At 71.1% G+C, this 21127-nt stretch carries 25 protein-coding genes and 1 pseudogene; 15 read left to right on the forward strand and 11 right to left on the reverse strand.

The annotated features are described in order from the left end of the window. Nucleotides 1-64 precede the first annotated feature (64 nt). The 5 genes from ABZS58_RS10140 to ABZS58_RS10160 all read right to left on the reverse strand — a co-directional run bounded on the left by ABZS58_RS10140 (nucleotide 65) and on the right by ABZS58_RS10160 (nucleotide 5064). Complete coding sequence (locus ABZS58_RS10140) at nucleotides 65-754, reverse strand: hypothetical protein (RefSeq protein ID WP_354779641.1); 690 nt, start codon at nucleotides 752-754, stop codon at nucleotides 65-67. 183 nt (nucleotides 755-937) lie between these two features. Further along, entirely contained in the window at nucleotides 938-2377 is a 1440-nt protein-coding gene (locus ABZS58_RS10145) for a DUF1996 domain-containing protein (RefSeq protein ID WP_354779643.1), read from the reverse strand. A 140-nt stretch (nucleotides 2378-2517) separates the two neighbouring features. Then, nucleotides 2518-3351, reverse strand: a complete 834-nt coding sequence (locus ABZS58_RS10150; protein ID WP_354779645.1) for a class II fructose-bisphosphate aldolase — start codon at nucleotides 3349-3351, stop codon at nucleotides 2518-2520. Next, nucleotides 3332-4180, reverse strand: a complete 849-nt coding sequence (locus ABZS58_RS10155; protein ID WP_354779647.1) for a PfkB family carbohydrate kinase — start codon at nucleotides 4178-4180, stop codon at nucleotides 3332-3334. The genes ABZS58_RS10150 and ABZS58_RS10155 overlap by 20 nt, the downstream gene beginning before the upstream one ends. An 8-nt stretch (nucleotides 4181-4188) precedes the next feature. Next, nucleotides 4189-5064, reverse strand: coding sequence for a sugar isomerase (locus ABZS58_RS10160; protein WP_354779649.1), 876 nt, complete (start codon nucleotides 5062-5064; stop codon nucleotides 4189-4191). An 89-nt stretch (nucleotides 5065-5153) separates the two neighbouring features. Here ABZS58_RS10160 and ABZS58_RS10165 point away from each other — a divergent pair, with 89 nt between their 5' ends. Continuing rightward, a complete protein-coding gene (locus ABZS58_RS10165) occupies nucleotides 5154-5930 on the forward strand; it encodes a DeoR/GlpR family DNA-binding transcription regulator (RefSeq protein ID WP_354779651.1) in 777 nt (258 codons plus the stop codon). Nucleotides 5931-5968: 38 nt separating this feature from the next. Here ABZS58_RS10165 and ABZS58_RS10170 read toward each other — a convergent pair whose 3' ends face one another. Next, the gene (locus ABZS58_RS10170) at nucleotides 5969-7291 is read right to left on the reverse strand and encodes a VWA domain-containing protein (RefSeq protein WP_354779653.1); all 1323 of its coding nucleotides are present in this window, start codon (nucleotides 7289-7291) and stop codon (nucleotides 5969-5971) included. 182 nt (nucleotides 7292-7473) lie between these two features. Here ABZS58_RS10170 and ABZS58_RS10175 point away from each other — a divergent pair, with 182 nt between their 5' ends. Both ABZS58_RS10175 and ABZS58_RS10180 read left to right on the forward strand, forming a co-directional pair. Then, on the forward strand, nucleotides 7474-7983 hold the full coding sequence (locus tag ABZS58_RS10175; protein ID WP_354779655.1) for a hypothetical protein: 510 nt from the start codon (nucleotides 7474-7476) through the stop codon (nucleotides 7981-7983). Nucleotides 7984-8057: 74 nt separating this feature from the next. After that, nucleotides 8058-8441: a hypothetical protein gene (locus tag ABZS58_RS10180; RefSeq protein WP_354779657.1), complete on the forward strand. Its 384-nt coding sequence runs from the start codon at nucleotides 8058-8060 to the stop codon at nucleotides 8439-8441. Between the two features lie 65 nt (nucleotides 8442-8506). Here ABZS58_RS10180 and ABZS58_RS10185 read toward each other — a convergent pair whose 3' ends face one another. Together ABZS58_RS10185 and ABZS58_RS10190 are read right to left on the reverse strand one after the other, a co-directional pair. Continuing rightward, a complete protein-coding gene (locus ABZS58_RS10185) occupies nucleotides 8507-9070 on the reverse strand; it encodes a DUF308 domain-containing protein (RefSeq protein WP_354779659.1) in 564 nt (187 codons plus the stop codon). Between the two features lie 225 nt (nucleotides 9071-9295). Continuing rightward, nucleotides 9296-10066 (reverse strand): DUF899 domain-containing protein, encoded by a 771-nt coding sequence (locus tag ABZS58_RS10190; RefSeq protein WP_354779661.1) that lies wholly within the window; start codon nucleotides 10064-10066, stop codon nucleotides 9296-9298. A 259-nt stretch (nucleotides 10067-10325) separates the two neighbouring features. Between ABZS58_RS10190 and ABZS58_RS10195 the strand changes: the two genes are divergently transcribed. The 3 genes from ABZS58_RS10195 to ABZS58_RS10205 are packed head-to-tail and all read left to right on the forward strand — an operon-like array spanning nucleotide 10326 to nucleotide 12513. Then, the gene (locus ABZS58_RS10195; protein WP_354779663.1) at nucleotides 10326-10832 is read left to right on the forward strand and encodes a DM13 domain-containing protein; all 507 of its coding nucleotides are present in this window, start codon (nucleotides 10326-10328) and stop codon (nucleotides 10830-10832) included. Nucleotides 10833-10843: 11 nt separating this feature from the next. Beyond that, the gene (locus tag ABZS58_RS10200; protein ID WP_354779665.1) at nucleotides 10844-11479 is read left to right on the forward strand and encodes a response regulator transcription factor; all 636 of its coding nucleotides are present in this window, start codon (nucleotides 10844-10846) and stop codon (nucleotides 11477-11479) included. After that, the gene (locus ABZS58_RS10205; protein ID WP_354779667.1) at nucleotides 11476-12513 is read left to right on the forward strand and encodes an ATP-binding protein; all 1038 of its coding nucleotides are present in this window, start codon (nucleotides 11476-11478) and stop codon (nucleotides 12511-12513) included. The genes ABZS58_RS10200 and ABZS58_RS10205 overlap by 4 nt, the downstream gene beginning before the upstream one ends. 5 nt (nucleotides 12514-12518) lie before the next feature. Here the strand turns inward: ABZS58_RS10205 and ABZS58_RS10210 are convergent, their stop codons facing one another. Then, complete coding sequence (locus ABZS58_RS10210; RefSeq protein ID WP_354779669.1) at nucleotides 12519-12962, reverse strand: hypothetical protein; 444 nt, start codon at nucleotides 12960-12962, stop codon at nucleotides 12519-12521. Nucleotides 12963-13076: 114 nt separating this feature from the next. On the opposite strand from ABZS58_RS10210, the gene ABZS58_RS10215 reads away from it, so the two are divergent. The 4 genes from ABZS58_RS10215 to ABZS58_RS10230 are packed head-to-tail and all read left to right on the forward strand — an operon-like array spanning nucleotide 13077 to nucleotide 17022. Beyond that, nucleotides 13077-13934, forward strand: a complete 858-nt coding sequence (locus ABZS58_RS10215) for an ATP-binding cassette domain-containing protein (protein ID WP_354779671.1) — start codon at nucleotides 13077-13079, stop codon at nucleotides 13932-13934. Then, nucleotides 13931-15421 (forward strand): hypothetical protein, encoded by a 1491-nt coding sequence (locus ABZS58_RS10220; RefSeq protein WP_354779674.1) that lies wholly within the window; start codon nucleotides 13931-13933, stop codon nucleotides 15419-15421. Before ABZS58_RS10215 ends, ABZS58_RS10220 begins: the two co-directional genes overlap by 4 nt. 3 nt (nucleotides 15422-15424) lie before the next feature. Beyond that, nucleotides 15425-15913 (forward strand): SigE family RNA polymerase sigma factor, encoded by a 489-nt coding sequence (locus ABZS58_RS10225; protein WP_354779676.1) that lies wholly within the window; start codon nucleotides 15425-15427, stop codon nucleotides 15911-15913. After that, on the forward strand, nucleotides 15910-17022 hold the full coding sequence (locus tag ABZS58_RS10230; protein WP_354779678.1) for a hypothetical protein: 1113 nt from the start codon (nucleotides 15910-15912) through the stop codon (nucleotides 17020-17022). Before ABZS58_RS10225 ends, ABZS58_RS10230 begins: the two co-directional genes overlap by 4 nt. Before the next feature lie 56 nt (nucleotides 17023-17078). Here ABZS58_RS10230 and ABZS58_RS10235 read toward each other — a convergent pair whose 3' ends face one another. Continuing rightward, on the reverse strand, nucleotides 17079-17207 hold the full coding sequence (locus ABZS58_RS10235; protein WP_354779680.1) for a hypothetical protein: 129 nt from the start codon (nucleotides 17205-17207) through the stop codon (nucleotides 17079-17081). A gap of 97 nt (nucleotides 17208-17304) precedes the next feature. Between ABZS58_RS10235 and ABZS58_RS10240 the strand changes: the two genes are divergently transcribed. The 5 genes and pseudogenes from ABZS58_RS10240 to ABZS58_RS10260 all read left to right on the forward strand — a co-directional run bounded on the left by ABZS58_RS10240 (nucleotide 17305) and on the right by ABZS58_RS10260 (nucleotide 19984). Next, entirely contained in the window at nucleotides 17305-17676 is a 372-nt protein-coding gene (locus tag ABZS58_RS10240) for a hypothetical protein (RefSeq protein ID WP_354779682.1), read from the forward strand. Then, complete coding sequence (locus ABZS58_RS10245; protein WP_354779684.1) at nucleotides 17676-17963, forward strand: hypothetical protein; 288 nt, start codon at nucleotides 17676-17678, stop codon at nucleotides 17961-17963. Before ABZS58_RS10240 ends, ABZS58_RS10245 begins: the two co-directional genes overlap by 1 nt. Before the next feature lie 69 nt (nucleotides 17964-18032). Beyond that, nucleotides 18033-18899, forward strand: a complete 867-nt coding sequence (locus ABZS58_RS10250) for a DUF6880 family protein (RefSeq protein ID WP_354779686.1) — start codon at nucleotides 18033-18035, stop codon at nucleotides 18897-18899. Nucleotides 18900-18966: 67 nt separating this feature from the next. Further along, nucleotides 18967-19158: pseudogene (locus ABZS58_RS10255) on the forward strand (helix-turn-helix domain-containing protein); the annotation flags it as partial. A gap of 649 nt (nucleotides 19159-19807) precedes the next feature. After that, nucleotides 19808-19984: a hypothetical protein gene (locus ABZS58_RS10260; protein WP_354779688.1), complete on the forward strand. Its 177-nt coding sequence runs from the start codon at nucleotides 19808-19810 to the stop codon at nucleotides 19982-19984. 233 nt (nucleotides 19985-20217) lie between these two features. Here the strand turns inward: ABZS58_RS10260 and ABZS58_RS10265 are convergent, their stop codons facing one another. Continuing rightward, nucleotides 20218-20541: an STAS domain-containing protein gene (locus ABZS58_RS10265; RefSeq protein ID WP_354779689.1), complete on the reverse strand. Its 324-nt coding sequence runs from the start codon at nucleotides 20539-20541 to the stop codon at nucleotides 20218-20220. Nucleotides 20542-21127: the final 586 nt, after the last annotated feature.

The raw sequence follows: 21127 nt of genomic DNA on the forward strand, positions 1-21127 counted from the left end.
CAGCACCTGCTCCGACGACGACGGTGATCGCCGCCAACGGAAGATGCGGCAGACCCGCGTGGTCTCAGTTTCCCGCCGGCGGCTGTCCCTGAGCGCCGCCCTGGCTGAGCGCGGTGTCGGTGATCGTGGTCGCGGTCGCGGTCTCACCGCTGAGCGTGCCGACCACGGTCACGGTGTCGCCGGCCCGCACGTCGCCGATCGCGCCGCCCGTCACCGACGTCTGTGACGTCACCACGAACGTGGTCGCGTGCCCGTCGGCGCTCTTCGCCGTGATCGACGTCCCGCTCACCGCCGTGACCGTCCCCGTCTGCATCCGCCGCGTCACGTAGCCGCCGTTGTTGTCGGAGGCCACGAAGTCGCCGTACATGACGCCGGCCAGACCGCCTGCACCCCGGCCCATGCCGCCCCCGCCGCCCATGCCCCCGGGTGCACCCTGACCGTTGCCCGGAGCGCCCTGCTGCACCTGCGCTCCCTGCGCGCCGGCCTGCTGGCTCGCCGGCGCCGCGCTGTCCCCGGACGCCCTGATCACCGCGAACCCGCCACCGCCGATGACCAGCGCCGCGACCGCGCCGACGATCGCCGTCCTGAACCTCGACGTCTTCTGACCGGGCCCGGTCGACCCAGTCGGCCCGGTCGGCCCGGTCGGCCCGGTCGGCGCGGCCTGCTCGGTCGGCGCGGTCATGTGCGGCACGGGCGTGTTGTTGACGGCGGACGGCTCGGCCCAGACGGGGGTGGTCTGATCGGTGCTGCTCATGCTGTCGCTCCCGGTGTCGGTCGGCCCGCTCCCAAGGGCCGCTGGGAGCAACCCTCCCGGCCGTCCCTGCGAGCCGGGTCCGGCCACGTTGTCAGCAACCTGTGAATGCGGAAAGGCCACCCGTGGCGGCGGGTGGCCTTTCCGAGCTTTTCCGAGCCTTTTCCGAGCTTTCCCGGCGAGCGGCTAGAAGTTGCCCGCCGAGTTGCACTTGTACCCCTGGTCGAGGCAGTCCCGCACCCGCCGGGCCAGCTCTTCCGGCTCCCACGCGTTGAAGAAGTCCGCGTGCATCGAGTAGCCGTTGCCGGAGGAGAGCGTGATCCCCGTCGTGTTCGTGTTCAGCGGGTACGCGATGACGAACGACACCGACGGGATCGGCACCGGGTGCGACTTCGGGCAGGCACCGGTGTAGTCGCCGTTGGCCATGTGGTCCTTGTGGTTCGGGCTGTCCAGGTGCACGCCGTCCCAGCAGTCGGGGAACGTGATCTGGCGGACCAGTTCGGCCGTCGGCGCGCAGACCGGGTACTCGCCGTCCGGGGTACGGCCGGTCGAGCCGCCGATGCCCGCGCACCAGAAGTGGTTGCCCTGCTTGTCGGGCGTGTCCGTCTGGGTCTTCGCGTCACCGGCGATCATGCGCAGGCCGAGCGGGAACGGCTGGGTCCTGCTCGGGTCCTTCAGCCGCGACCCGTAGTAGACGGTGACCGCGCCCTTCGGGTCGACGACCTTGCCGTTCTGGTACAGCGTGGGGACCCAGTACGCGGAATGGTCGCCGGTCGGGTTGCAGGTCGTGTTGCCCGCGAGGAGGCTCTGCGTCGTCGAGGCCGCGTCGGTGGTCTTGTTGCCGAAGAACGTGTGGTTGTGCGCGGCGCCGGCCAGGCCGGGGAAGACGATCGGGTCGTCGTTGTTGTGGTGGCTCACCGTGCACTGCGCGTTGAACTCGGGGACCTTCACCGGGTTGTTGGTGACCGGCTTGGGCTTGCGGGCGAAGAACGCCGCGGTGTCGGCGGCCTGCTTCGCGGCGTCGACGGTCGGCCAGCCGGTCTGCGGCGCCGGCGGCGCGCTCGTCGGTGGCGCGCTCGTCGGCGGCTTGGTGGTAGTGGTGCCGCCGGTGGGGGAGCCGGGGACCGTCGCGGTCGGGGTCCGCTTGAACTGCAGCCAGTTGACGTTGATGAAGTCGCCGCCCTGGTCGCTCTTGAGCACGAGGAAGACGGTCTGCTTGCCGGTCAGCGCGGTCGGGCTGACGACGGTCTTCGTGGTCCAGGTCTGCCAGCCGCCGGTGTAGTTCACCGGGTAGCTGGCCAGGAGCTCACCGGTCTGCGTGCCGGCGCGCAGCTCGACGGTGCCACCCGCGCGGCTGGCCGCGGCGACGCGGACACCGGCGGTCAGGGAGCCGGTGCCGCCGAGGTCGACGTTGTCGTAGCGCATCCAGTCGCCGTTGGCGAGCCACCCGACGTTCTTGCCGCCGCCGGTGTCGCCGGTGTTCTCGGTCCTGGCGCCGTTCTGCGCGCTCCACGTCTCGGCCTGGATCAGGCCGTCGGTGTCGGTCTGCTCGGCGCCCGCGGTGGTGGTGACGATGACGGTCGTGGCGACCGCGCCGACGACCGGCACGGCGAGAAGTGCGAGCAAGGTGCGTCGTCTGGTCTGCCGCTGGGTCGGCATGAGCCCTCCGGGTGCAAGGTCGGTTGGGACAAGCAACGCGACCGTAGACAGTCGGAGAGCGCTCTCTCAAGCGTTCGGGGGAGATCTAAGTCGAACGTAAACGTGGCCTAAAGCTCGGTCACCACCCGCAATGAGCGCGTCACGGTGTCGGCCATCGCGGTCCGCGCGGCCTTCAGGTACTTGCGTGGGTCGACGACGGCCGCGTCCCGCAACGAGGAGCGGACCGCCCCGGTGAACGCGACGTTCAGCGCCGTCCCGATATTGATCTTCACCAGGCCGCCGCGGACCGCCGCCCGGAGCTCGTCGTCCGGCACGCCCGACGACCCGTGCAGCACCAGCGGCACCGGCACCGCGGCCTTCAGCGATGCGATCAGCGCGTGGTCGAGGGCCGCCGTCCGGGTCGTCATCGCGTGGCTCGACCCGACCGCGACCGCGAGAGCGTCGACGCCGGTCGCCGCCACATAGGCCGCCGCTTCCGCCGGATCCGTCCGTACGCCGGGAGCGTGCGCGCCGTCCTTGCCGCCGACCTCGCCGAGCTCGCTCTCCACCCAGATCCCGGCGGCGTGCCCGCGCAGGACCGCGGCCCGCGTCGCCGACACGTTCGCGTCGAACGGCAGCTTCGACGCGTCGTACATCGCCGAACCGAACCCGTGCGTCGCGGCCTGGTCGAACAGCTCGTCGCTCTCCACATGGTCCAGGTGCAGTCCGACCTGCACCGTCGACAGCTCGGCCACGCGCCGCGCCGCCGCCGCGATCGGCCCGAGCCGCCCGCCGTGGAACTTCACCGCGTTTTCGCTGATCTGCAGCACCACCGGGCACCCGGCCGCCTCCGCCCCGGCGACGATGGCCTCGGCGTGCTCGACGGTGATGACGTTGAACGCGCCGACGCCGGTGTTCGCGCCGCGCGCGGCCTCGACGATCTCACCCGTGGGGCTGAACATGGACCCGTTCCTTCGTTGCTCGGTAGTGGTTGATGTCGATCTCACCGGCGACCGGGGCGACGACCGCCGCGCCGGCCAGGGCGACCGCGTCCGCGAGCAGCTCCGGCCATGGCGTGCCGTCCCGCAGGCCGCGGGCGAGGGCCGCCGCGCACGCGTCGCCGGCGCCGGTCGGGTTGCCGGTCACGACCTCCGGTGGCGCCGCCCGCCACGACCCGCTCGCGGTCCGCGCGATCAGCCCGCGCGGGCCGTGCGACTCGACGACCGTTGCCGGGGTGCTCCGCAGGAAGCGCAGCTCGTCCGCGTTGGGCTTCACGATGTCCGGGCCGGCCTCGGCGCCCAGCCCGAGTGCGTCGCCGCTGGTGTCCAGGACGCTGCGGCAGTCGTACCGCGCGGCGAGCGCGACGAGCACGGCGTACGCCTCCATCGGCAGACCCTGCGGGAGCGACCCGGACAGCACGACCACCGCCGCGTCCTTGACGAGCGTCGCGAAGTGGCGCTGGAACGCGGCCCACTCCTCGCCGGTGACGACCGGTCCCGGCTCCCACAGCCCGGTCGCGTCGTGCCGGTCGACGACGGTCACGGTCCGCCGCGTCTGCCCGCCGATGGCGACGAAGCTGTGCGGGACCGTGGTCTTCGCCTCGACGACCGCGCCCGTCGCCCCGCCGAGCAGCCCGGTCGCGATCACCGGCTCGCCGAGCGCGCGCAGGACCCCGGCGACGTTGAGCCCCTTGCCCCCGGCACGCTCCCTGACATCCGCGACGCGGTGCGTGGCGTGCGGCACGAGCAGGTCGACCGCGTATGTGACGTCCAGCGCGGGGTTCAGCGTCACCGTGACGATCATGGTTGACTCAGGATCACGGAACGGGTCAGCAGCCTGGGCCGGTCCGGGTCGAGCCCCTTGTGCTCCGCGAGCGCGACCGCGAAGCGCTGCGCCAGCACGAGTTGGGCCAGCGGGTCGAAGCCGTTGCGGACGGGCTCCGCGCCGGCCCCGCGGATCGTTTCGTCGAGCGACCCGGGCACCGCGCCGAACGCCCACACCAGGCTCTTCGCCCCCGCCACGGCGACCGGTCCGTGCCGGTAGTCCATCGCCGGATACGACTCCGACCAGGCCTGCGCCGCCTCGCGGACCTTGAGCGCCGCCTCGTGCGCCAGCCCGACGGTCCAGCCGGTGCCGAGGAACACCAGGTGCTCGACGGTGCTCACGTCCGCCGGGAGATCGGCCCTGATCGCCGCCTCGCCGTCGGGAACGACGTGCGACAGGTCCTCCCCATACGCGCTGCGCGCCACCGTCAGCAGCGTGGTCGGGAACCTGGTCTGCACGACGCTGCGCTCGTCGGCGAAGTCCAGCAGGATGCGCTCGTCGACCAGGTCGTCGACCGGCTCCCCGTCCACGGCGGTCACCGCCACGCGATGCGTGCCCTCCGGCAGTCTCCTGAGTGCCTCGAGCACCTCGGTCGATGTGCCCGACCTCGTGAGGGCGATGACCCGGTCGTACCGGCGCCGCGGCACGAACTCGGAAGCGCAGACGGCGTCGGTCTCCCCGAAGCCGTTGGATTCGCGCAGCTCGGCCAGGCTCTGCGCCATGAACCACGACGTGCCGCAGCCCAGCACCAGCACGCGCTCGCCTCTTGCGGCCAGCGCACCGCCGTCCACGGTCAGTGCCTTCGCCCATGTCTCCGGCTGGCTGGCGATCTCCCTCGCGGTGTCCGTCATGCCAACCAGGGTTGCGCGAATCTCGTTCGCTTCTCAAGCTATCTTGCTCAAGTGGACATTCTGAACTGCGCGTTTTGCTTGGCTCTCGCATGAGTCGTCGTCGTTCTGATCGCGTCTCGGCGATCCTGACCCGGGTCTCGGGCAGCGGCTCGATCGACGCCGGTGCCCTGGCTTCCGAGTTCGGCGTCTCGACCGCCACGATCCGCCGGGACCTGCAGACCCTGGAGGACCAGAAGCTCCTCGCCCGCACGCATGGCGGCGCGGTCGCCACGTCCCCGTCGTCCGTCCTCGCCGAGGTGCCGGTCCGCTACCGCACCGGCCGGCACCGCGAGGCGAAGGCCCGGATCGCGCAGCGCGCCTTCGACCTGCTGCCCCACGGCCCGCTGACCCTGGGCCTCACCGGCGGCACAACCACCCACCTGCTGGCCAGGCTCCTCGCCACCCGCGTCGACCTCACCGTCGTGACCAACGCGGTGAACATCGCCGCCGAGCTCGCCCTGCGCCCACGCCTGAAACTCATCATGACCGGCGGCGTCACCCGCACCCAGTCCTACGAGCTGGTCGGCCCCATCGCCGACCGTACCCTCAACGGCCTGCACCTCCAGGTGGCCGTCATCGGCGTCGACGGCATCACCGCCACCGGCGGCCTCACCACCCACGACGACATCGAGGCCCACACCAACGCCACCATGCTCCGCCGCGCCGCCCACGTCATCGTCGTGGCCGACGGCTCGAAGATCGGCCGCGACTGCCTGGCGACGATCGCCCCCCTCACCGGAGCCGTCACCCTGATCACCGACCCCTCCGCCGACGAGGCCGCCCTCACCGCCATCCAGGCCACCGGCGTCCGGGTCGTCATCGCCTGACCCGGCTCCGGTTCCGTCCTCCGTTGCGACCGGCCGCCCTAGAGAATGCCGGTGGTGGTCGCCGCCGCGTGCCAGCGGCTGACGAAGGATTCGAAGATGTGGCCGTACAGGTGTTCGTCGGAAAGCATGTCGATGTCGTCGATCGGGAAGAAGCCGGCGTTGTCGACCGCGCCGCCGCGGATGTTGTCGAGGCGGTCGAGGATGCCGTAGTCGGCGACGCCGAGGCCGAGGAACATCCAGTACACCGGGCGGTTGCTCGAACGGATCAGCAGTTCGGTGATCTGTTTCTCGGCGTGGACGCCGCCGTCGGACCAGAACAGCACCAGGGTCGGGTGCGGTGACGGCTCGGCGGCGGCCCAGCCGAGGATCTCCTTCATGACGCGGGGCTCGAAGTTGCCGCCCTCGGCGCGTTTCTTGTCGTCGGCCTGGCGGTCCAGATAGGCGGGGGCGGTGGCGACGCTGACCGGGGCGGAACGGACCGGGAAGTCGCCGAAGAACCAGACCTCCATCTCGCCGTTGTCGTCGAGGAGGTCGGCGATGACGACCATGCGCTCCAGGGAGCGTTGCATGACGCCGCTGCGGAAGAGCTTCTTCGTCGATCCGCTGCAGTCGATGGCCAGCACGACGCGGAACGTGCGTGCGTCGAGGCCGCTCTTCACGAGCGAAACCGCGACGGCGTATTTGCGGAGGTCGACGCTCGAAGCGCCGGGCGCCGGTTTGGTCAGGCTGATCTGCTTCGCCTTCGTGAACGCGACAGCGGCCGGAGCGGGTGCGGGTGCGGTCGCGGGCGCGGCGAATGCCGGCGCGGGCGCTGTGGGGACGGCGAACGCCGGTGCGGGCGGGGCGTCGTCGACCGCCAGGCCCGCGTCGGTGACGAGGCCGCGCAGGCCGTCGGTGAAGCCGTCGCCGACGCAGCGGACCTTGATCGCGTCGCGGTGGCGGTAGACGTCGCCGACGATGAGGGCGTCCTGCACATCGGGTTTGCCGAGGTCCAAGGTGTACAGCGCACCGCCCGGACCATGCAGGGCGGCGCGCAGCCCCGGCACGGTGGCGAACGTGCCGCCCGCGACGGTCAGGCCGATCCGGACGCGTGCCGTCGCGCCGGACCAGGCGCCCGGGGTGACCTCGAGCCGGTGCCGGGTGACCCCGCCGGCGGTCTCGGGCGGCAACCAGCGCGCGCCGGCGCCGGCGGGCTGGTTGTAGAAGACCATCGCCTCGTCGCCGGGCGCGCGACCGGACCCGTCCAGCAGGAACGCCACCAGGTCGACCTCGGGTCCTGCCGCGTGGCTGACCTCGACGGTGTACGACGAAGCCGCAGGCAACGCGGTGTTCTGCCCTCGGGCCAGGATCGCATCGGTCACGCCGACGATTGGATCACAGCCGGTCCAGTTCCGCGCCGGCCTGACCTGGAACTGGGCTCATGATGCCCGTTCATGCCAGTCGGGTGGGGTGTGGTGGCTGTCCACGACCGGATGGTGGAACACGTAAGCGCGCGCCGGGGACCCGGCCCGCGATAAGGACCCGCTGATCAGGGAGTGTGCCCATGACCAGTTCCACCGCCGAACGTGGCCGCACCGAGTCCGGCGAGCGCGAAGGGGACGAGGGTTCGCTGCATCCGCTGCTGCTGGCGGCGCTGATGTCCCGCCGCGAGGAGCGCGGCGACGCGATCTTCGAGCACCCGCTGCTGCTTGCCGCGCTCGCCCGTCGCCGTCGTGACGAGGAAGGTGAGGGCAGCATCATCGAGCACCCGCTCCTGCTCGCCGCGCTCGCCCGCCGCCGCCGCGACGACGACAGTGAGACCAGCATGATCGAGCACCCGCTGCTGCTCGCCGCGCTGGCCCGCCGCCGCCGGGACGACGAGGGTGAGGGCAGCATCATCGAGCACCCGCTCCTGCTCGCCGCGCTCGCCCGGCGCCGCCGCGACGACGAGAGCGAGAGCGGCGGCATCATGGACAACCCGCTGCTGCTCATGGCCCTCACGGCACGCAAGCGGCGGGGCAAGAACATCGTCGAGCACCCGCTGCTGCTGGCGGCGCTCATGGCCCGCAACTGACCGTGCGGTGTGCCCGCCCTCCGGCGTACCAGCCGGAGGGCGGGACATTCGTCCATCCGAGGGGAGGCACCATCGTGGCGGCTGAATCACCGGCACCACACGATCCCGACCAACCACACCAGGTCGAGGCGCTGATCGACGAACTGATCCTGGAGATCCTCGACAGCGCCGACCAGGGCACCGCGAAGACGGCGCTGCCCGGGGGCCTGCTCGAAAGTGTCAGGGCCGGCATGTCCCGCACCGAGCCGGGCGGCTCCACCCTGGAGCGGCTGCTGGTCGCCGAGACGCTTGCCGGTGTCCTGGCCGACGCGCTCGCACCGGCACTCGCCGAGGTGCTCGCGCCCAGGATCATGAAGGTCCTGGACAACGGCGCGGACGCTCAGCCGGTCGCCACGCGGAGGCCCGCGAAAGCGCAGTCGAGCCGGTCGTCCCACGCCCGCAAAACGGAACCGAAGTAGCGGTTCCCGCCCGTCTGAGGCGGCCGCTCTCCTCGTCTATGGGAGAGCGGCCGCCTCGCGGCATTTCAGAGCGTGGCCGCCTCGCGGCGCATGATGAAGGCGAACGCGATCTCCACACAGCCGATCACCAGGGCGCTGATGCCGGTCAGCAGGATCATCGCGGTGAGTGACGCGCTCGGCCACACCACGAACACCAGCCCGACGACCAGCGACCCGACACCCATCGTCGTCAGCCACGTCCGCGCCCGGCCGTGCGTCATCAGTCCGATGCCGATCTCCGACATGCCGGTCATCAGCCAGGCCAGCCCGACGATCAGCGCGAGCACCACCACCCCGTCGGCGACGTCGCGCAGGCACGCTATGCCCGCCACCACCATCACGGCGCCGACGACGCCGGTCAGCATGCGCCGCCCCAGCGCCTGATGCTCGCCGAGCGCCGCCGCGAGCCGCATCACGCCGGCCACGATCAGCCACAGGCCGACCAGTGCGCCGAGGACCTTCAGTGTCTCGCCCGGCCAGGCGAGCACCACAATGCCGAACAGTGCCGTGACCACGCCCAGGATCAGCGTCTGCCGGAACGGTACCGCCGCCGGTTGTGACGACTTGTGCACCGCGGGGAACGTCGTCATGATCCCTCCTCACCTCGCTACCACCCCACACTTCACCTGATCGGGCGGGCGTGGCATCGCCCGCGGAGGGTGGCGGCCGGCGTGGTCAGAGCCAGATGGTGCCGAGCCGGACGGCCACGGCGGCGGTCACGAGCCTGATCCCACCGGCCCTCGCCTCGCCGGCTGGGTCATCGAACACGTCCCCCACATCGAAACCAGCCGAGCCGCCTATGCGGCCCGCACCGCCTAGCGCCGCGGGTATTCGTCCTTGCGGCGCCACCAGATGCCGGTCTCGTTGCGTCCTCGCGGTGCGCGGTCGAGCCAGGGGTACATGCCCCAGACGGCGTCGACGCCGCGCTCGTAGCTGGAGTACGTGTGGTAGACGGCGCCGTCCTCCTCGTCGAGCGCGAATGCGCTGACGCCGGGGCCCTGCTGCCGGTACGTGGGGAAGTCGGTGCCCGTCCCGGCGGCGAGCTCGACCAGGTCGGCGCGCAGGTCGGCGGCCCCGAGCGGGCGCACGTCCAGCTGCCGGTAGTTGTACTCGACGCTGCCGGTCCGCCACTCCTCGGCGGAGTGCGTCACGCGGAAGTCGTAGTTGAAGTCGCTGCCCGCCGACGACGCCCACGGGAACGTCCAGCCCATGCGCCGCTTGTACGCCTGAAGCTTGGCCAGGGGTGCCTGTGCCACGGCGTGCAGCGTGACGTCGTGGTTCGCCAGATGGACGACGGACCCGTTGAACCCGTCCGCGATCGACGAGCACGACGGGCAGCCGGCGGTGTAATCGGGTCCGAACATGAAGTGGTACACGAGCAGCTGCGAATTCCCGCGGAACAGGTCGGCAAGGCCGGCCGGCCCGTCGTCGGTGTCGAAGCGGTACTCCTTGTCGACCCTGACCCACGGCAGCTCCTGCCGCTGCCGGGCGACCTCGTCGCCGCGCCGGGTGAGCTCCTTCTCCGCTTCGAGCAGCTCCATCCGCGCCGCGAGCCACTCCTCCCGCGTCCCGACCTTGTGCTCCATCGCCCCGCTCCTCCCGTGACCGCCATCAGAACTAACGCAACCCAACGGTTGCACATTCTGACCTGAATGGCAACCGGTTGGTTGCTTTGGTGTCCGCGGGTGTCCTGAGCGCCCGGCGGCGTCGTGGCAGGCCTCAGACGGGCGGCGAAGGTGAGGAGGGTCAGGGCGGCGGCGGCCAGGAGGACGCGGCGAACTGTAAGCACCCCGTAAGCGGCCGGAGCCTGGAAACGGGTGGGCGGCGGGCGGTTGACTCAGGGGCATGAGATGGAAGGCGCTGGTAGCCGCCGTGCTCGTCGTTGTGCTGGGGTTCGGCCTGTACTGGTTCGCGCCGTGGCGCCTGTTCACCGACACCACCGTGAACGAGTCACTGACGACGGCGACGGCGACGGCAACCGCGACGACGACGGCAACCGCGCCGGCGACGCTGGTCAGGAGCGGCGAGTTCGTCACGCACGAGCACGACACGTCGGGGAGGGCCAGCATCGTGCGGACGGCGGACGGCGTACACCACCTGGAGATCGAAGGGTTGGACACCTCGGACGGGCCTGATCTGCGGGTGTGGCTCACCGACCAGACGGTCGTCGCAGGCAAGGCCGGCTGGCGGGTCTTCGACGACGGCACGTGGGTCGAGCTCGGCAAGCTCAAGGGCAACAAAGGCAACCAGGTCTACGAGATCCCCTCGACCGCCGACCTCACCGCGCTGCGGTCCGTGACCATCTGGTGCAAGCGCTTCGCCGTGTCGTTCGGGGCGGCGCAGCTCGCCTAGGCTTGAGCGCTGTGACGATCCGCGTGCTCATCGCCGACGACCAGCCCATGGTCCGCGACGGGCTCCGCCGGATCCTCGGCGCCGAGCCCGACCTGGACGTGGTCGCCGAGGCCGCCGACGGCGTCGAGGCGCTGCGCCTGGCGAGGGAGCTCACGCCGGACGTCGCGCTGCTCGACATCCGGATGCCGCGCATGGACGGGCTCACCGTCACCCGGCACCTGGCCGGCGGGCCGACCCGGGTCGTCGTCGTGACCACGTTCGACCTGGACGAATACGTGTATCCGGCGCTGCGCGACGGCGCCTCCGGCTTCCTGCTCAAACGGTCGGGGCCGGCGCTGCTGGCCGAGGCGGTCCGTGCCGCGCACGCGGGGGACAGCCTGATCAGCCCGTCGATCACGGTGCGGCTGCTCAAGCATGTCACCGGTCCCCGGCCGGTCCAGAAGGCGCCGGTCGAGCAGCTCACCGAGCGGGAGCTGGAGGTGGCCGCGCACGTCGGCGCCGGGCGGACCAACGCGGAGATCGGCGCGGAGCTGTTCATCTCGGCCGGGACGGTGAAGACCCACGTGGCCGCGATCCAGCGCAAGCTCGGCGTCCGCAACCGCGTCGGCATCGCCGTGTGGGCCTGGGACACGGGCACCGTGGCGTGACCGCCCTGAAAGTGACGCTGGTCGTGCTGGTGGGGCTGCTGTCGCTGTGCGCGCTGCCGGTGACCGGGCCACCGGGCATCGTCCCCGGCGTCGCGGCGGTCGCCGCCGTGGCGGTCGCGGCCCTGGCCCGCTCGCCGCGGCCCGCGACGGCCGTCGCCGCCGCGTCGATCCTGGCGGACGTGGTCTACAGCGGTCCGCCGCAGCCGCCCGCGTTGTGGGCACCGTTCGAGTACGCCGCGCTGACGGTCCTCCTGGTCGTGCTCGCGCGCAGAGCGCCGGCGCCCGCCGCCGTCGCGGTGGGACTGGCCGCGACCGCGCTGCCGCTGCGCATGTCGCTGCACGTGCCCGGTGATCGGTTGGAGGCGTCGGTGCTGCTCGTCGGCGCCGCGTTCTTCACCACGGTCTGCGCCGCCGGCGCCGGGCTGTACCTGCGACTCGGCGACCACCGCAGAAGGCTGGCGGACGAGCGGGCCCGCCGGGCGCACCGCCTGGACCTGGCCAGGGACCTGCACGACCTGGTCGCGCACGAGGTCACCGGGATCGTGATCGCCGCGCAGGCGGCGGGGCTGCCGGACATCGAGGCGGCGGGCCTGCGCGCACTGGACGCCATGGACCGGATGGTCGGCACGCTCAGAGGCCCCGTGTCACAGCGGATCCACGGCGTCGAGGACCTGCCGGACGTGGTGCGCCGCTTCTCGTCGACCGGTCCGGCCGTGGCAAGCCTGTCCATGCCGGAGGTCCCGAAGATGTCGGACGAAGCCTCGAAGGCGGCCTATCACGTGGTGATCGAGGCGCTGACCAACGTCCGCCGCCACGCCCCGGCCGCGACCGCCGTGACCGTGGCCGTGACCTCGCGACAAGGAAGGGTCGAGCTGGTCGTCACCAACGACGGCAGCGGTCCGGGACCGGGCCGGGCCGGCGGCGGCACCGGCCTCGCCGGCCTCGACGAACGCGTCAGGGCACTCGGCGGCGACCTGCACGCCGGCCCGCACGACGGCGGCTGGCGGGTGACCTGCCACCTGCCAGCCGCCTGAGGGTGTCAGGAGTCGCTGGTGAGGGCGATGACGGTGATCAGCGCGACGATCAGGATGAACGGCACGAACACCCCGATGATGCTCGCGGGCCGGGCCATCAGCGGCCTGCCCGGGTCCATCGGCCGCTGGGCGCCGCCATACGGGGACGGCTGCGGCGGTGCGAGGCTCGCGACCTTGCCCCGGTTGATCAGGTTCCACAGCACGATGAACGGCGCGATGAAGAACGAGCCGTAGCTGTACCAACCCTGGATGAGGGTCTTCGAGGTCAACTCGCGGAACGTGGCCAGGCCGCAGTCCCGGCAGAACGGGCCGTCGACGTGGCGGAACTGCATCGCGATGATCAGGCCGCGGTGCCCGCGGAACTTCGTCTTCGCGGTGGGGACGTTGCTGCAGAAGCGGCAAGGGGTGAGCTGGGCAGCCTGCTGTTGCTGCTGAGCCGACATGGACATGGTCATTCCTCCCGTGAACGGGCAACAGGTTACGACATCCCCGGCGCCTGTGGGGGGCACCGGCTCTGCCGTTCGGCAGATGTGCCGGTGACCCGATCTCGGGACGCTGGGGACATGCTTGAGCTGATCGACATCACGAAGATCTACAAGGGGCAGAAGCGCGCGGTCGACGGGCTGACGTTGCGGCTCGGGCCCGGCCTGGTGGGTCTTCTCGGGCCGAACGGGGCGGGCAAGTCCTCGCTGCTGCGCATCGCGGCGACGGTCACCCGGCCGACCCGCGGCGAGGTCCGCTTCGACGGCGGCGACGCGATCGCCAGGCCCGGCCCGCTGCGCCGCGCGCTCGGCTACCTGCCGCAGGACTTCGGCGTCTACCCGCACCTCACCGGCCACGAGTTCCTCACCTACCTGGCGGCGGTCCGCGGCCTGTCGCACCGGTCCGCCCGGGCCCGCATCGGCGAGCTCCTCGACCTGGTCAACCTCGGCCACGCCGCGAAACGCCAGCTCGGCGGGTACTCAGGCGGCATGCTGCGGCGGATCGGCATCGCGCAGGCGCTGCTCGCCGACCCGCGGATCATCATCGTCGACGAGCCGACCGCCGGGCTCGACCCGCAGGAGCGGGTGCGCTTCCGCAACCTGCTGAGCGACCTGTCCGCGGACCGGTCGGTGCTGCTGTCCACGCACATCGTCTCCGACGTCGAGTCGGTCGCGACCAGGATCGTCGTCGTCACCGCCGGCCGGATCCGCTTCGACGGCGAGCCCACCGACCTGGTGCGCCACGTGGCCGGGCACGTCTGGGAGCTGACCGTGCCGCCCGCCGAGCTGGACGGCATCCAGCAGCGCATGCCGGTGACCCGCCTGATCCGCGCCGGCGACCACGTCAAGGTCCGGGTCCTCGCGACGCAGCGCCCCGCACCGGACGCGGTCCCCGCCTCGCCCGATCTCGAGGACGCCTACCTGGCGGTGGCCCGGTGACCGCGCTGTGGGGTGCTTTTCGGGGACTGGCGGTCGCGGACTTTCGCGAGCGGGTGCGGCGCCCCGCGTACATCGTGATGCTGATCTCGGCGATCGGCCTCGGCTGGCTGGCGGTGCCGCCGACCGACGCGCAATGGGTCGTCCTGGACGCCGGCGGCCAGCGCGGGCTCTACACCAGCGCGTATGTCGGCCTGATCACCGCCCTGACCAGCGCGCTGTGGCTCACGTTCGTCGGCTTCTATCTGGTCCGGGACACCGTGGCGCGCGACGTGCGGACCGGTGTCGGGCAGCTGCTCGCGGCGAGCCCGCTGCGCACCCCGGTGTACCTGGCCGGCAAGTTCGCCAGCAACCTCCTCGTCCTCGGCTCGATGGCCGCGACCCTCGCCGGCACCGCGCTCGCCCTGCAGCTGCTGCGCGGCGAGTCGCGGACCGTCGACCTCGCCGGGCTGCTCACGCCGTTCGTGTTCCTCGCGGTGCCGATGCTGGCGGTGACCGCCGCCGCGGCGCTGCTGTGGGACGCGACCCCGGTGCTGCGGTCCGGGTTCGGCAACATCCTGTGGTTCTTCGTCTGGATGGTCGGCGCGATCGGCGGCCAGTCGGCGTCCGCACCGCTCGGCGGCATCGGCGTCGCGCAGCTGGCGGGGACGATGCCGGCGACGGCCGAATCGTTCGGGCTCGGCCTCATGTACGTCGACAGTCCACTGCGGACATTCGAGTGGTCCGGACTGCCGCTGGACGCCCCGTTCGTGGCCTCGCGGGTCGCGCTGACACTGCTCGCGGTGCTCGTCGCGCTGCCGCCGTCGCTGTGGTTCCACCGCTTCGACCTTCCCGCCCGTGCCGCCCGCACTGTCCTGCCGGCGGCTGTGCCGTCCGTCTACAAAGGACTTCCGCCGACGCCTGCGGTGCGCGGGTCCGTTTCGGCCCGGCTGCTGTCCGGCTCGGTGCTGCTCCTGGTGCGGGGAGCGCCCTGGTGGTGGTGGACCGGCGCGGCGCTGCTGGCCCTCGCCGGGCTCGCCGCCCCACCCGGATCCGTCCTCGCGGTCATCTGGATCTGGCCGGTGGTGCTGTGGTCGCGCCTCGGCACCCGGCACGAGGCCCGGGTCATTCTCGCGGCCTATCCGTTCTTCCTGAGACGCCTTCTTGCGGAGTTCGCGGCAGGTGTACTGCTGTCCGCTCTGACAGCGGCGTTGCCGGCGCTTCGGATGCTGCTCGCCGGCGACCTGCGGGGGCTGGCCGCGTGGGCCGCGGGCGCCCTGTTCATCCCGGCGCTGGCGCTCGCGCTCGGCACGCTCACCGGCACCCCGCGCGCCTTCCAGGCCGTGTACACCGTCCTCTGGTACATGCTGATCAACGGTGTCACGGCGCTGGACTTCATGGGAGCGCTCGGCCCCGGGGGCCCGCCACCCTGGTCGGTCGCCGCGCTGGCGGCGGTGCTGGTGGTCCTTTCCTGCCAGCAGAACATCTGGCGGGGGTGGAGGCGTCTGTAGGGCGTGACGTTCGAGGAGTTCGTGCACAGCAGGGGCGCCGCCCTGGTGCGCTTCGCCAGGCTGCTGACCGGCGACGAGCACCGCGCCGACGACCTGGTCCAGGAGGTCCTGGCCAAGGCGTTCGTGCAGTGGAAGCGGGTGTCGGCGGCGGAGCGCCCCGACATCTACGTCCGCCGGATGCTGGTCAACGCCAACACCTCGTTCTGGCGCCGGCGCTCCAGCTCCGAGGTCTCCGTCGCCGCCCCGCCGCCTTCTTCGTCGCCGGACATCGGCGCGGCGGTGGCGGACCGCGACGAGCTGTGGCGGCTGATCCTCACCCTGCCGGTCCGGGCCCGCGCGGTGCTGGTCCTGCGCTACTACGAGGATCTCGACGACGTCGTCATCGCGGAGATCCTCGGCTGCTCGACCACCACCGTCCGGACCACCGCGCTGCGCGGCCTGAACCTCCTGCGCGCCCGCCCTTCGTTCTCCACACTGAGGAGCTCCCGATGATCACCCAGCTCGAGCAGGACCTCGCGGACGTGTTCGGCTCGCGGGCCGGCGACGCCGTGGACACCGACACGCTCGCCGCCGCCGCGACCGCCCGCGGCCGGCGCCTACGGGCCAGGGCCGTGACGGTGCGCGGCACGGTCACCGTCGTCGCGGTCGCGGCCGTCGCGCTCGTCCTGGTCCGGCTGCCTTCCGGCGGCGAGCCCGCGGCGCCGTCCTCGTCCTCATCCTCGTCCCCGTGGTCCGACTGGACGCAACACCGCCCCCCGGGCGGCTGGGCCGTGCCCTCACTGCCGCGCGCCGACGTCCCCGCCGACCCGTCGAAGATCGGCACCGACCCGTCGCTGCTGCACTTCACCGTCGACGAGTGGAGCGTCAACTCGTCGTACACCACCTGGCAGTCCACCGCGGGCATCGAGACGATCGCCTTCGCCAGGGACTCCGTCTCCTACACGGTCTCCCTGGCCCGCACGGTCGAGCCGCTCGATCTCGCGCTGGCACAGGAGAACATGGACATCAGCGGCCACCTGCCGACCCCCATCGACCACGGCGGCGGCCTGCACGTCTTCACCACCGGCAAGATGCAGGGCTTCTTCTACCTCCGCTGGCAACCGGCGCCCGGCGTCCTCGCCCAGATCTTCTCAGACGGCGGCCCGCTCTCAGCCGCCGAACAGATCAGGTCCCGGGTCCGCCTCGACACCACCCTGCGCTGCACCGCCCCCGTCCGGCTCACCGCCCTCCCCGCCGGCGCCAGGCTCGTGAGCTGCGAGACCACCCTCGCCGGCAGCGACCTCCCGGGCCGCCTCCTCAGCTGCATCCTGCGCGTCGGCGAGAACACGGTCGACCAGGCCGCCATCACCGTCACCCACCGCCACACCTCCGCCTCCCCGTCGGCCGTCACCCCCCTCACCGTCGCCGGCCAGCAGGCCACCGTCTTCACCGACGACCAGTGGCGCCCGAGCGTGGAGTTCGCCGACTTCAACGGCTTGCGGATCCATGTCGCGGGCACCGGCTCGTACAAGAGCCCGACAGTGCTGTCGGTCGCCGAGAGCATCCGCGTCGACGCCGACCCCCTGGACCTGTCGACCTGGCCCACCCACCTGGTCCCCTGACCAGGGCCCTTCTTTCCGCGCGCCCGGGCCGGCGCTCACCGTGCCCAGGCCGCGCATCAGCATTCGATCCACGCCGAGATCACCCGCGCGATCGACGCCGGCCTCGCCCGGGTCGCGCTATGAGGTTGGGCGGCGGTCAGCCGCCATACGGTGACCGTCTTGTCGCCGCGGGCGGTGGTCATCATCTTGCCGGCCATACGATGCCCGCATGACGACGTGGGGACCGGCATCGGTCGCTGGGCTGTTGCTGGTTGAGCCGTTCGGGGACGCGGAGGGACTCGGATGACGACCTTGGAGGACCGCATTGGACGGTGGCGCATCACGTCGATGGAACTGTGGGACACCGACGCCATCGACCTGGTAGAGCCCGCGTTCATCGAATTCAATCGTAACCGGACCGGGCGGTTCGGGTTCATCGCGGTCGAGGGGTGGATGGACTGCCGCGAGACGACCCGCGACGGGTGGCCCTGCATCGAGTTCACCTGGGAGGGCAGCGACGAAGGTGACTCTGTCAGCGGTCGTGGCTGGGCTGCCCTGGCCGAGGACGGCACGCTCGACGGGCGGATCTTCTTCCACCTCGGCGACGACTCGGGCTTTCACGCCGTGCGCGCCGAACCCGAGCCAGGCGGCGAACGCTCCCGACGGAGACGCTGATGAACAGCACGGACAGTCATCCGGACCGGTGGAAGCCGAGATCGAACACGCCCTCGATCCGGGCCGGTTCGTGTCTGACCGGGGCTGCTCCAGGTTCGTCGACGTACGACTTCTGCCGCCGGTTGGAGCGCGAGATCGCCGCCGTCCTCGACGAAGCCGGCTCCGCGGTGCTCGTCGGTCAGATCCGGGGCCGGTTCGAAACCGCCGATCAAGCCGCCACGGCCGCTGGCGGGTCGGACCAGGCCGGCCCGGAAGCGCGTCGGGCAAGGGCAGAGACGCTGCGTTGAGCCGAGGTGTGCCGGTCGCTGTCCGCCGCCCGGGATGACCTCCACCTAGGTGCGCCCGATGGGTTGGAGGTGGGCATCAGCGACATCGCCGACCTGCTGGGCGTCGAGGGCCTGAACGCCTACTGGGCGGTGCTGGAGGCCGCCAACGCCACCAAGCCGTCGGACTGGACGGTGCGCAGGCTGCGGGAGGAGCTCATCCGCGCGACCGGGAACCTCGACGCGTTGGTGGCCTGCTACGCCGAGGATCTGTCCAGCCCGCAGCGCTATGTCGGCATCGCGCGGCTGCTGCTGACCGAGCACCGGACGGCCGAGGCCATCGAGTGGCTGGAGCGGGGTAGCGCCGGCATCGACCGTTGGGATCACCTCGCCGGCGCGCTGGCGGATCTGCTCGTGGAGTTGTACACCGAGACCGGCCGCACCGAGGACGTCATCGCCTTGTGGCACGCCCGGTTCAGGTCGGACGGCAGCGTCGAGACCTACCTGGGACTGCGGGAGGTCATCCTCGCCGCCGACCCCGGGCGCTGGCCGGAGCAGCGGGCGGAGGCATGGTCGCTGCTGCGGCGTCGGGCCGAGGACGCCAGCCTCTGGGGCGCCGGCAACGCGTATGTGCGCGTACTGCTGCTGGAGGACGAGGACGAGGCGGCCTGGCAGGCCATCGGCCGGTACCGGTGCGATCCGCAGACCCAGCTGGCGGTCACCGACCGGCGGTCGGCGACCCATCCGGCCGAGGCCCTCGCGATCTACCTTCCGATCATCGAGGCGGCCGTGGCACAGACCAGTACGACGGGGTACGAACGCGCCGCCGACCTGCTGGTCACGCTCAGCGGCGTGTTCGCCCGGGCCGGACGGGACTTCGAGGCGGAGGTGGCCCGATTGAAGGCCGTGCACAGCCGGAAGCGCAACTTTCTCAGCGCGCTGCGGCAGCGGGGACTATGACGTCGTGCACCGGCGAGGTGTGGGCGATGGCGTCCACTGATCGGGCGCCGACGCTGACCGCCGAACCGCGCTGGGAATCAGCCAGACCGAACTGGCCCGGCGAGCCGGCACAACCCAGACCGTGATCTCACGGCTGGAAGGTGGCGCGGTCACCCCGACCCTGCCGCTCCTGCACCGCACAGCCGGGGCGCTCGAAGGTGAACTCAACCTCAGGATCACCGCCACCAGCACCCACGCGGAGTTCCCACTCGCGTCGTGACCAGGACCATTCACCGATGAGCAAAGCGCAGCAGCGACCGCCGAATGCGGGCCGCCGCCTTCGGCTGCCCGTGTCGGCTGCAGAACTCCGGCGGTAGCTGTCACGACGCGGTCAACCCCACAATAGGCAGTCAGCCAAGATCAATGGGAGTCGGGCGCGGAGAGACGACCAGGATCGTCGTCTGCGGGTGGGTTTTCCGCGAACCACCGCAACGCGTCGCGGACAGCCGCGGCTTGCCGCGCAGCAGCTCCCGACCCGCCTCACCGTCGACCCGCGCCTTGAGCGGCTCCGCCGCCGACGCCCACGCGAAGGTGCGACGTCGTCGACCGCGCCACGAGACGCTTCATCCGGATCGTCTTCATTCATGAGTAGCCGTCTCCACCCGTCTATAGGTCGCGTAGATCAACGACTGACAGCCGGTGGAGGCGCCGACCCAGCCTTGGGTGTGACGCGCGTGCCAGGGGTGGCACGCAACGCGACAACTGCCGCTAGGCGTCGGCCGCTCTGAGCCGGGGAAACGTGGCCAACGGGGCCACCGGGCCTGTCGGATCTCTAGCGTTGATCAAGAAGGTCACAGCTCGCCAGAGCTCTGAGCTGCGGAAACGTATTCGTAAGTTGGTGCCCCCGGCTAGAGACAAACCTGCACGGCTTGACCGTGCCGTTGCATGCGCTGAGCTGGGCCGCCGCGCGGGTTGACCTCGTGTTCGAGCTGCCAAGGCGGTTGCAGGTTGGTGGTTCCGAGCGGGCCTCGTTCGGCACCGCCGGCCCGTTGCCGGTGCTCGCATCGCACTTCACCGTGTCGACCACGACGCGCGGATCTGTTTGATATGCAGGCAATCGTGAGGCTCCTTGTACTTGGAGCGCAGCGCCTCGATTGCCGATGTCCGCGCACGTGACGATGGCGGCTCCTCGAACCCATCACCTCATGAGCAGTGCCGTCATCTGCGATGTCGGCCGCGATCGGCTCCAGTCGTAACTCGTCGCGGATGGTTTCCGCCATGCAGGAGTCGTCCTCGACGACCGGCACGCAGCGGAAACGTGGAGGCCGAGGCGGTGTTGTCACGCCGATGGTTCCGGCAGGCCGAACAGGTCGGTGAGGCCGCTGACCTGGAACCGTCGATACATCGCGGGGGTCAACGCTTGGAGGCTCAGGCTGCAGCCGGCGTTGTCGCACCAGCGTTTGGCGGCCACGATGGCGCCAAGACCTGACGAGTCCATGAACGTGACCAGCGCGAGATCCACGGCCAGCACGGTCGGCTCCAGCTGCAGCGCTGCACGGACCGCTGTGCGGAGCTGATCAGCGGTCAGTTGGTCCAGCTCCCCGCTAAGGACGATCGTGACCCTGCCGGCCGACGGTACGCCGGTCTCGGTCAACAGCGGCATCGTTCACCTCGATCCATTCGACGCTCGGGCTCGACGATACCGACGCATTTGTCCCCCGCAACTCGATGCGACAGCCGAACGGACGCGACTGTCCGGCCAGGGATTCCCGGGCCGGAGCGGGTTGTCGTGGGTGCGTCGGGCGGGACTGCCGCGAGGTGGGTGGTCAGGCGCCGCAGCCCCCGAGACGCCAACTACACGGCGAGAAAATCTATCGTGGAGAAGGTAGACATGTTCGCTGTGGTCGGTTAATGTTCCTCAGGTCGAGAGCAGAGAACGCAAAGACGCTGACGAACCGCCCCACCCGTTGGGCGCAGGAGCAGAGCCGGCAGCAACATCGCAGGTTCGCTCGGCACGGCAGAACGAGATGGGTGAGCCAGAGATGGTGTTGGTGGCATCGCCCGTAGGACGGTTTCATCCGCAGGTGAGGGTCATGAAGTTGCGTGGACCCGCAGCACCGGCGGAGTTCGGCACGCGGTAGGACTCAGAGAAGTAGAGGAAAGGGAGGGCCGTACACCGTTGGATCGCCCGCACCGGCAGCAGTTCCGCCGGGGTGGACACCGCAGTCTCCATCGAACGAGAGGTGGTC

This window comes from Dactylosporangium sp. NPDC005555, assembly GCF_040605635.1.
GTDB lineage: Bacteria > Actinomycetota > Actinomycetes > Mycobacteriales > Micromonosporaceae > Dactylosporangium.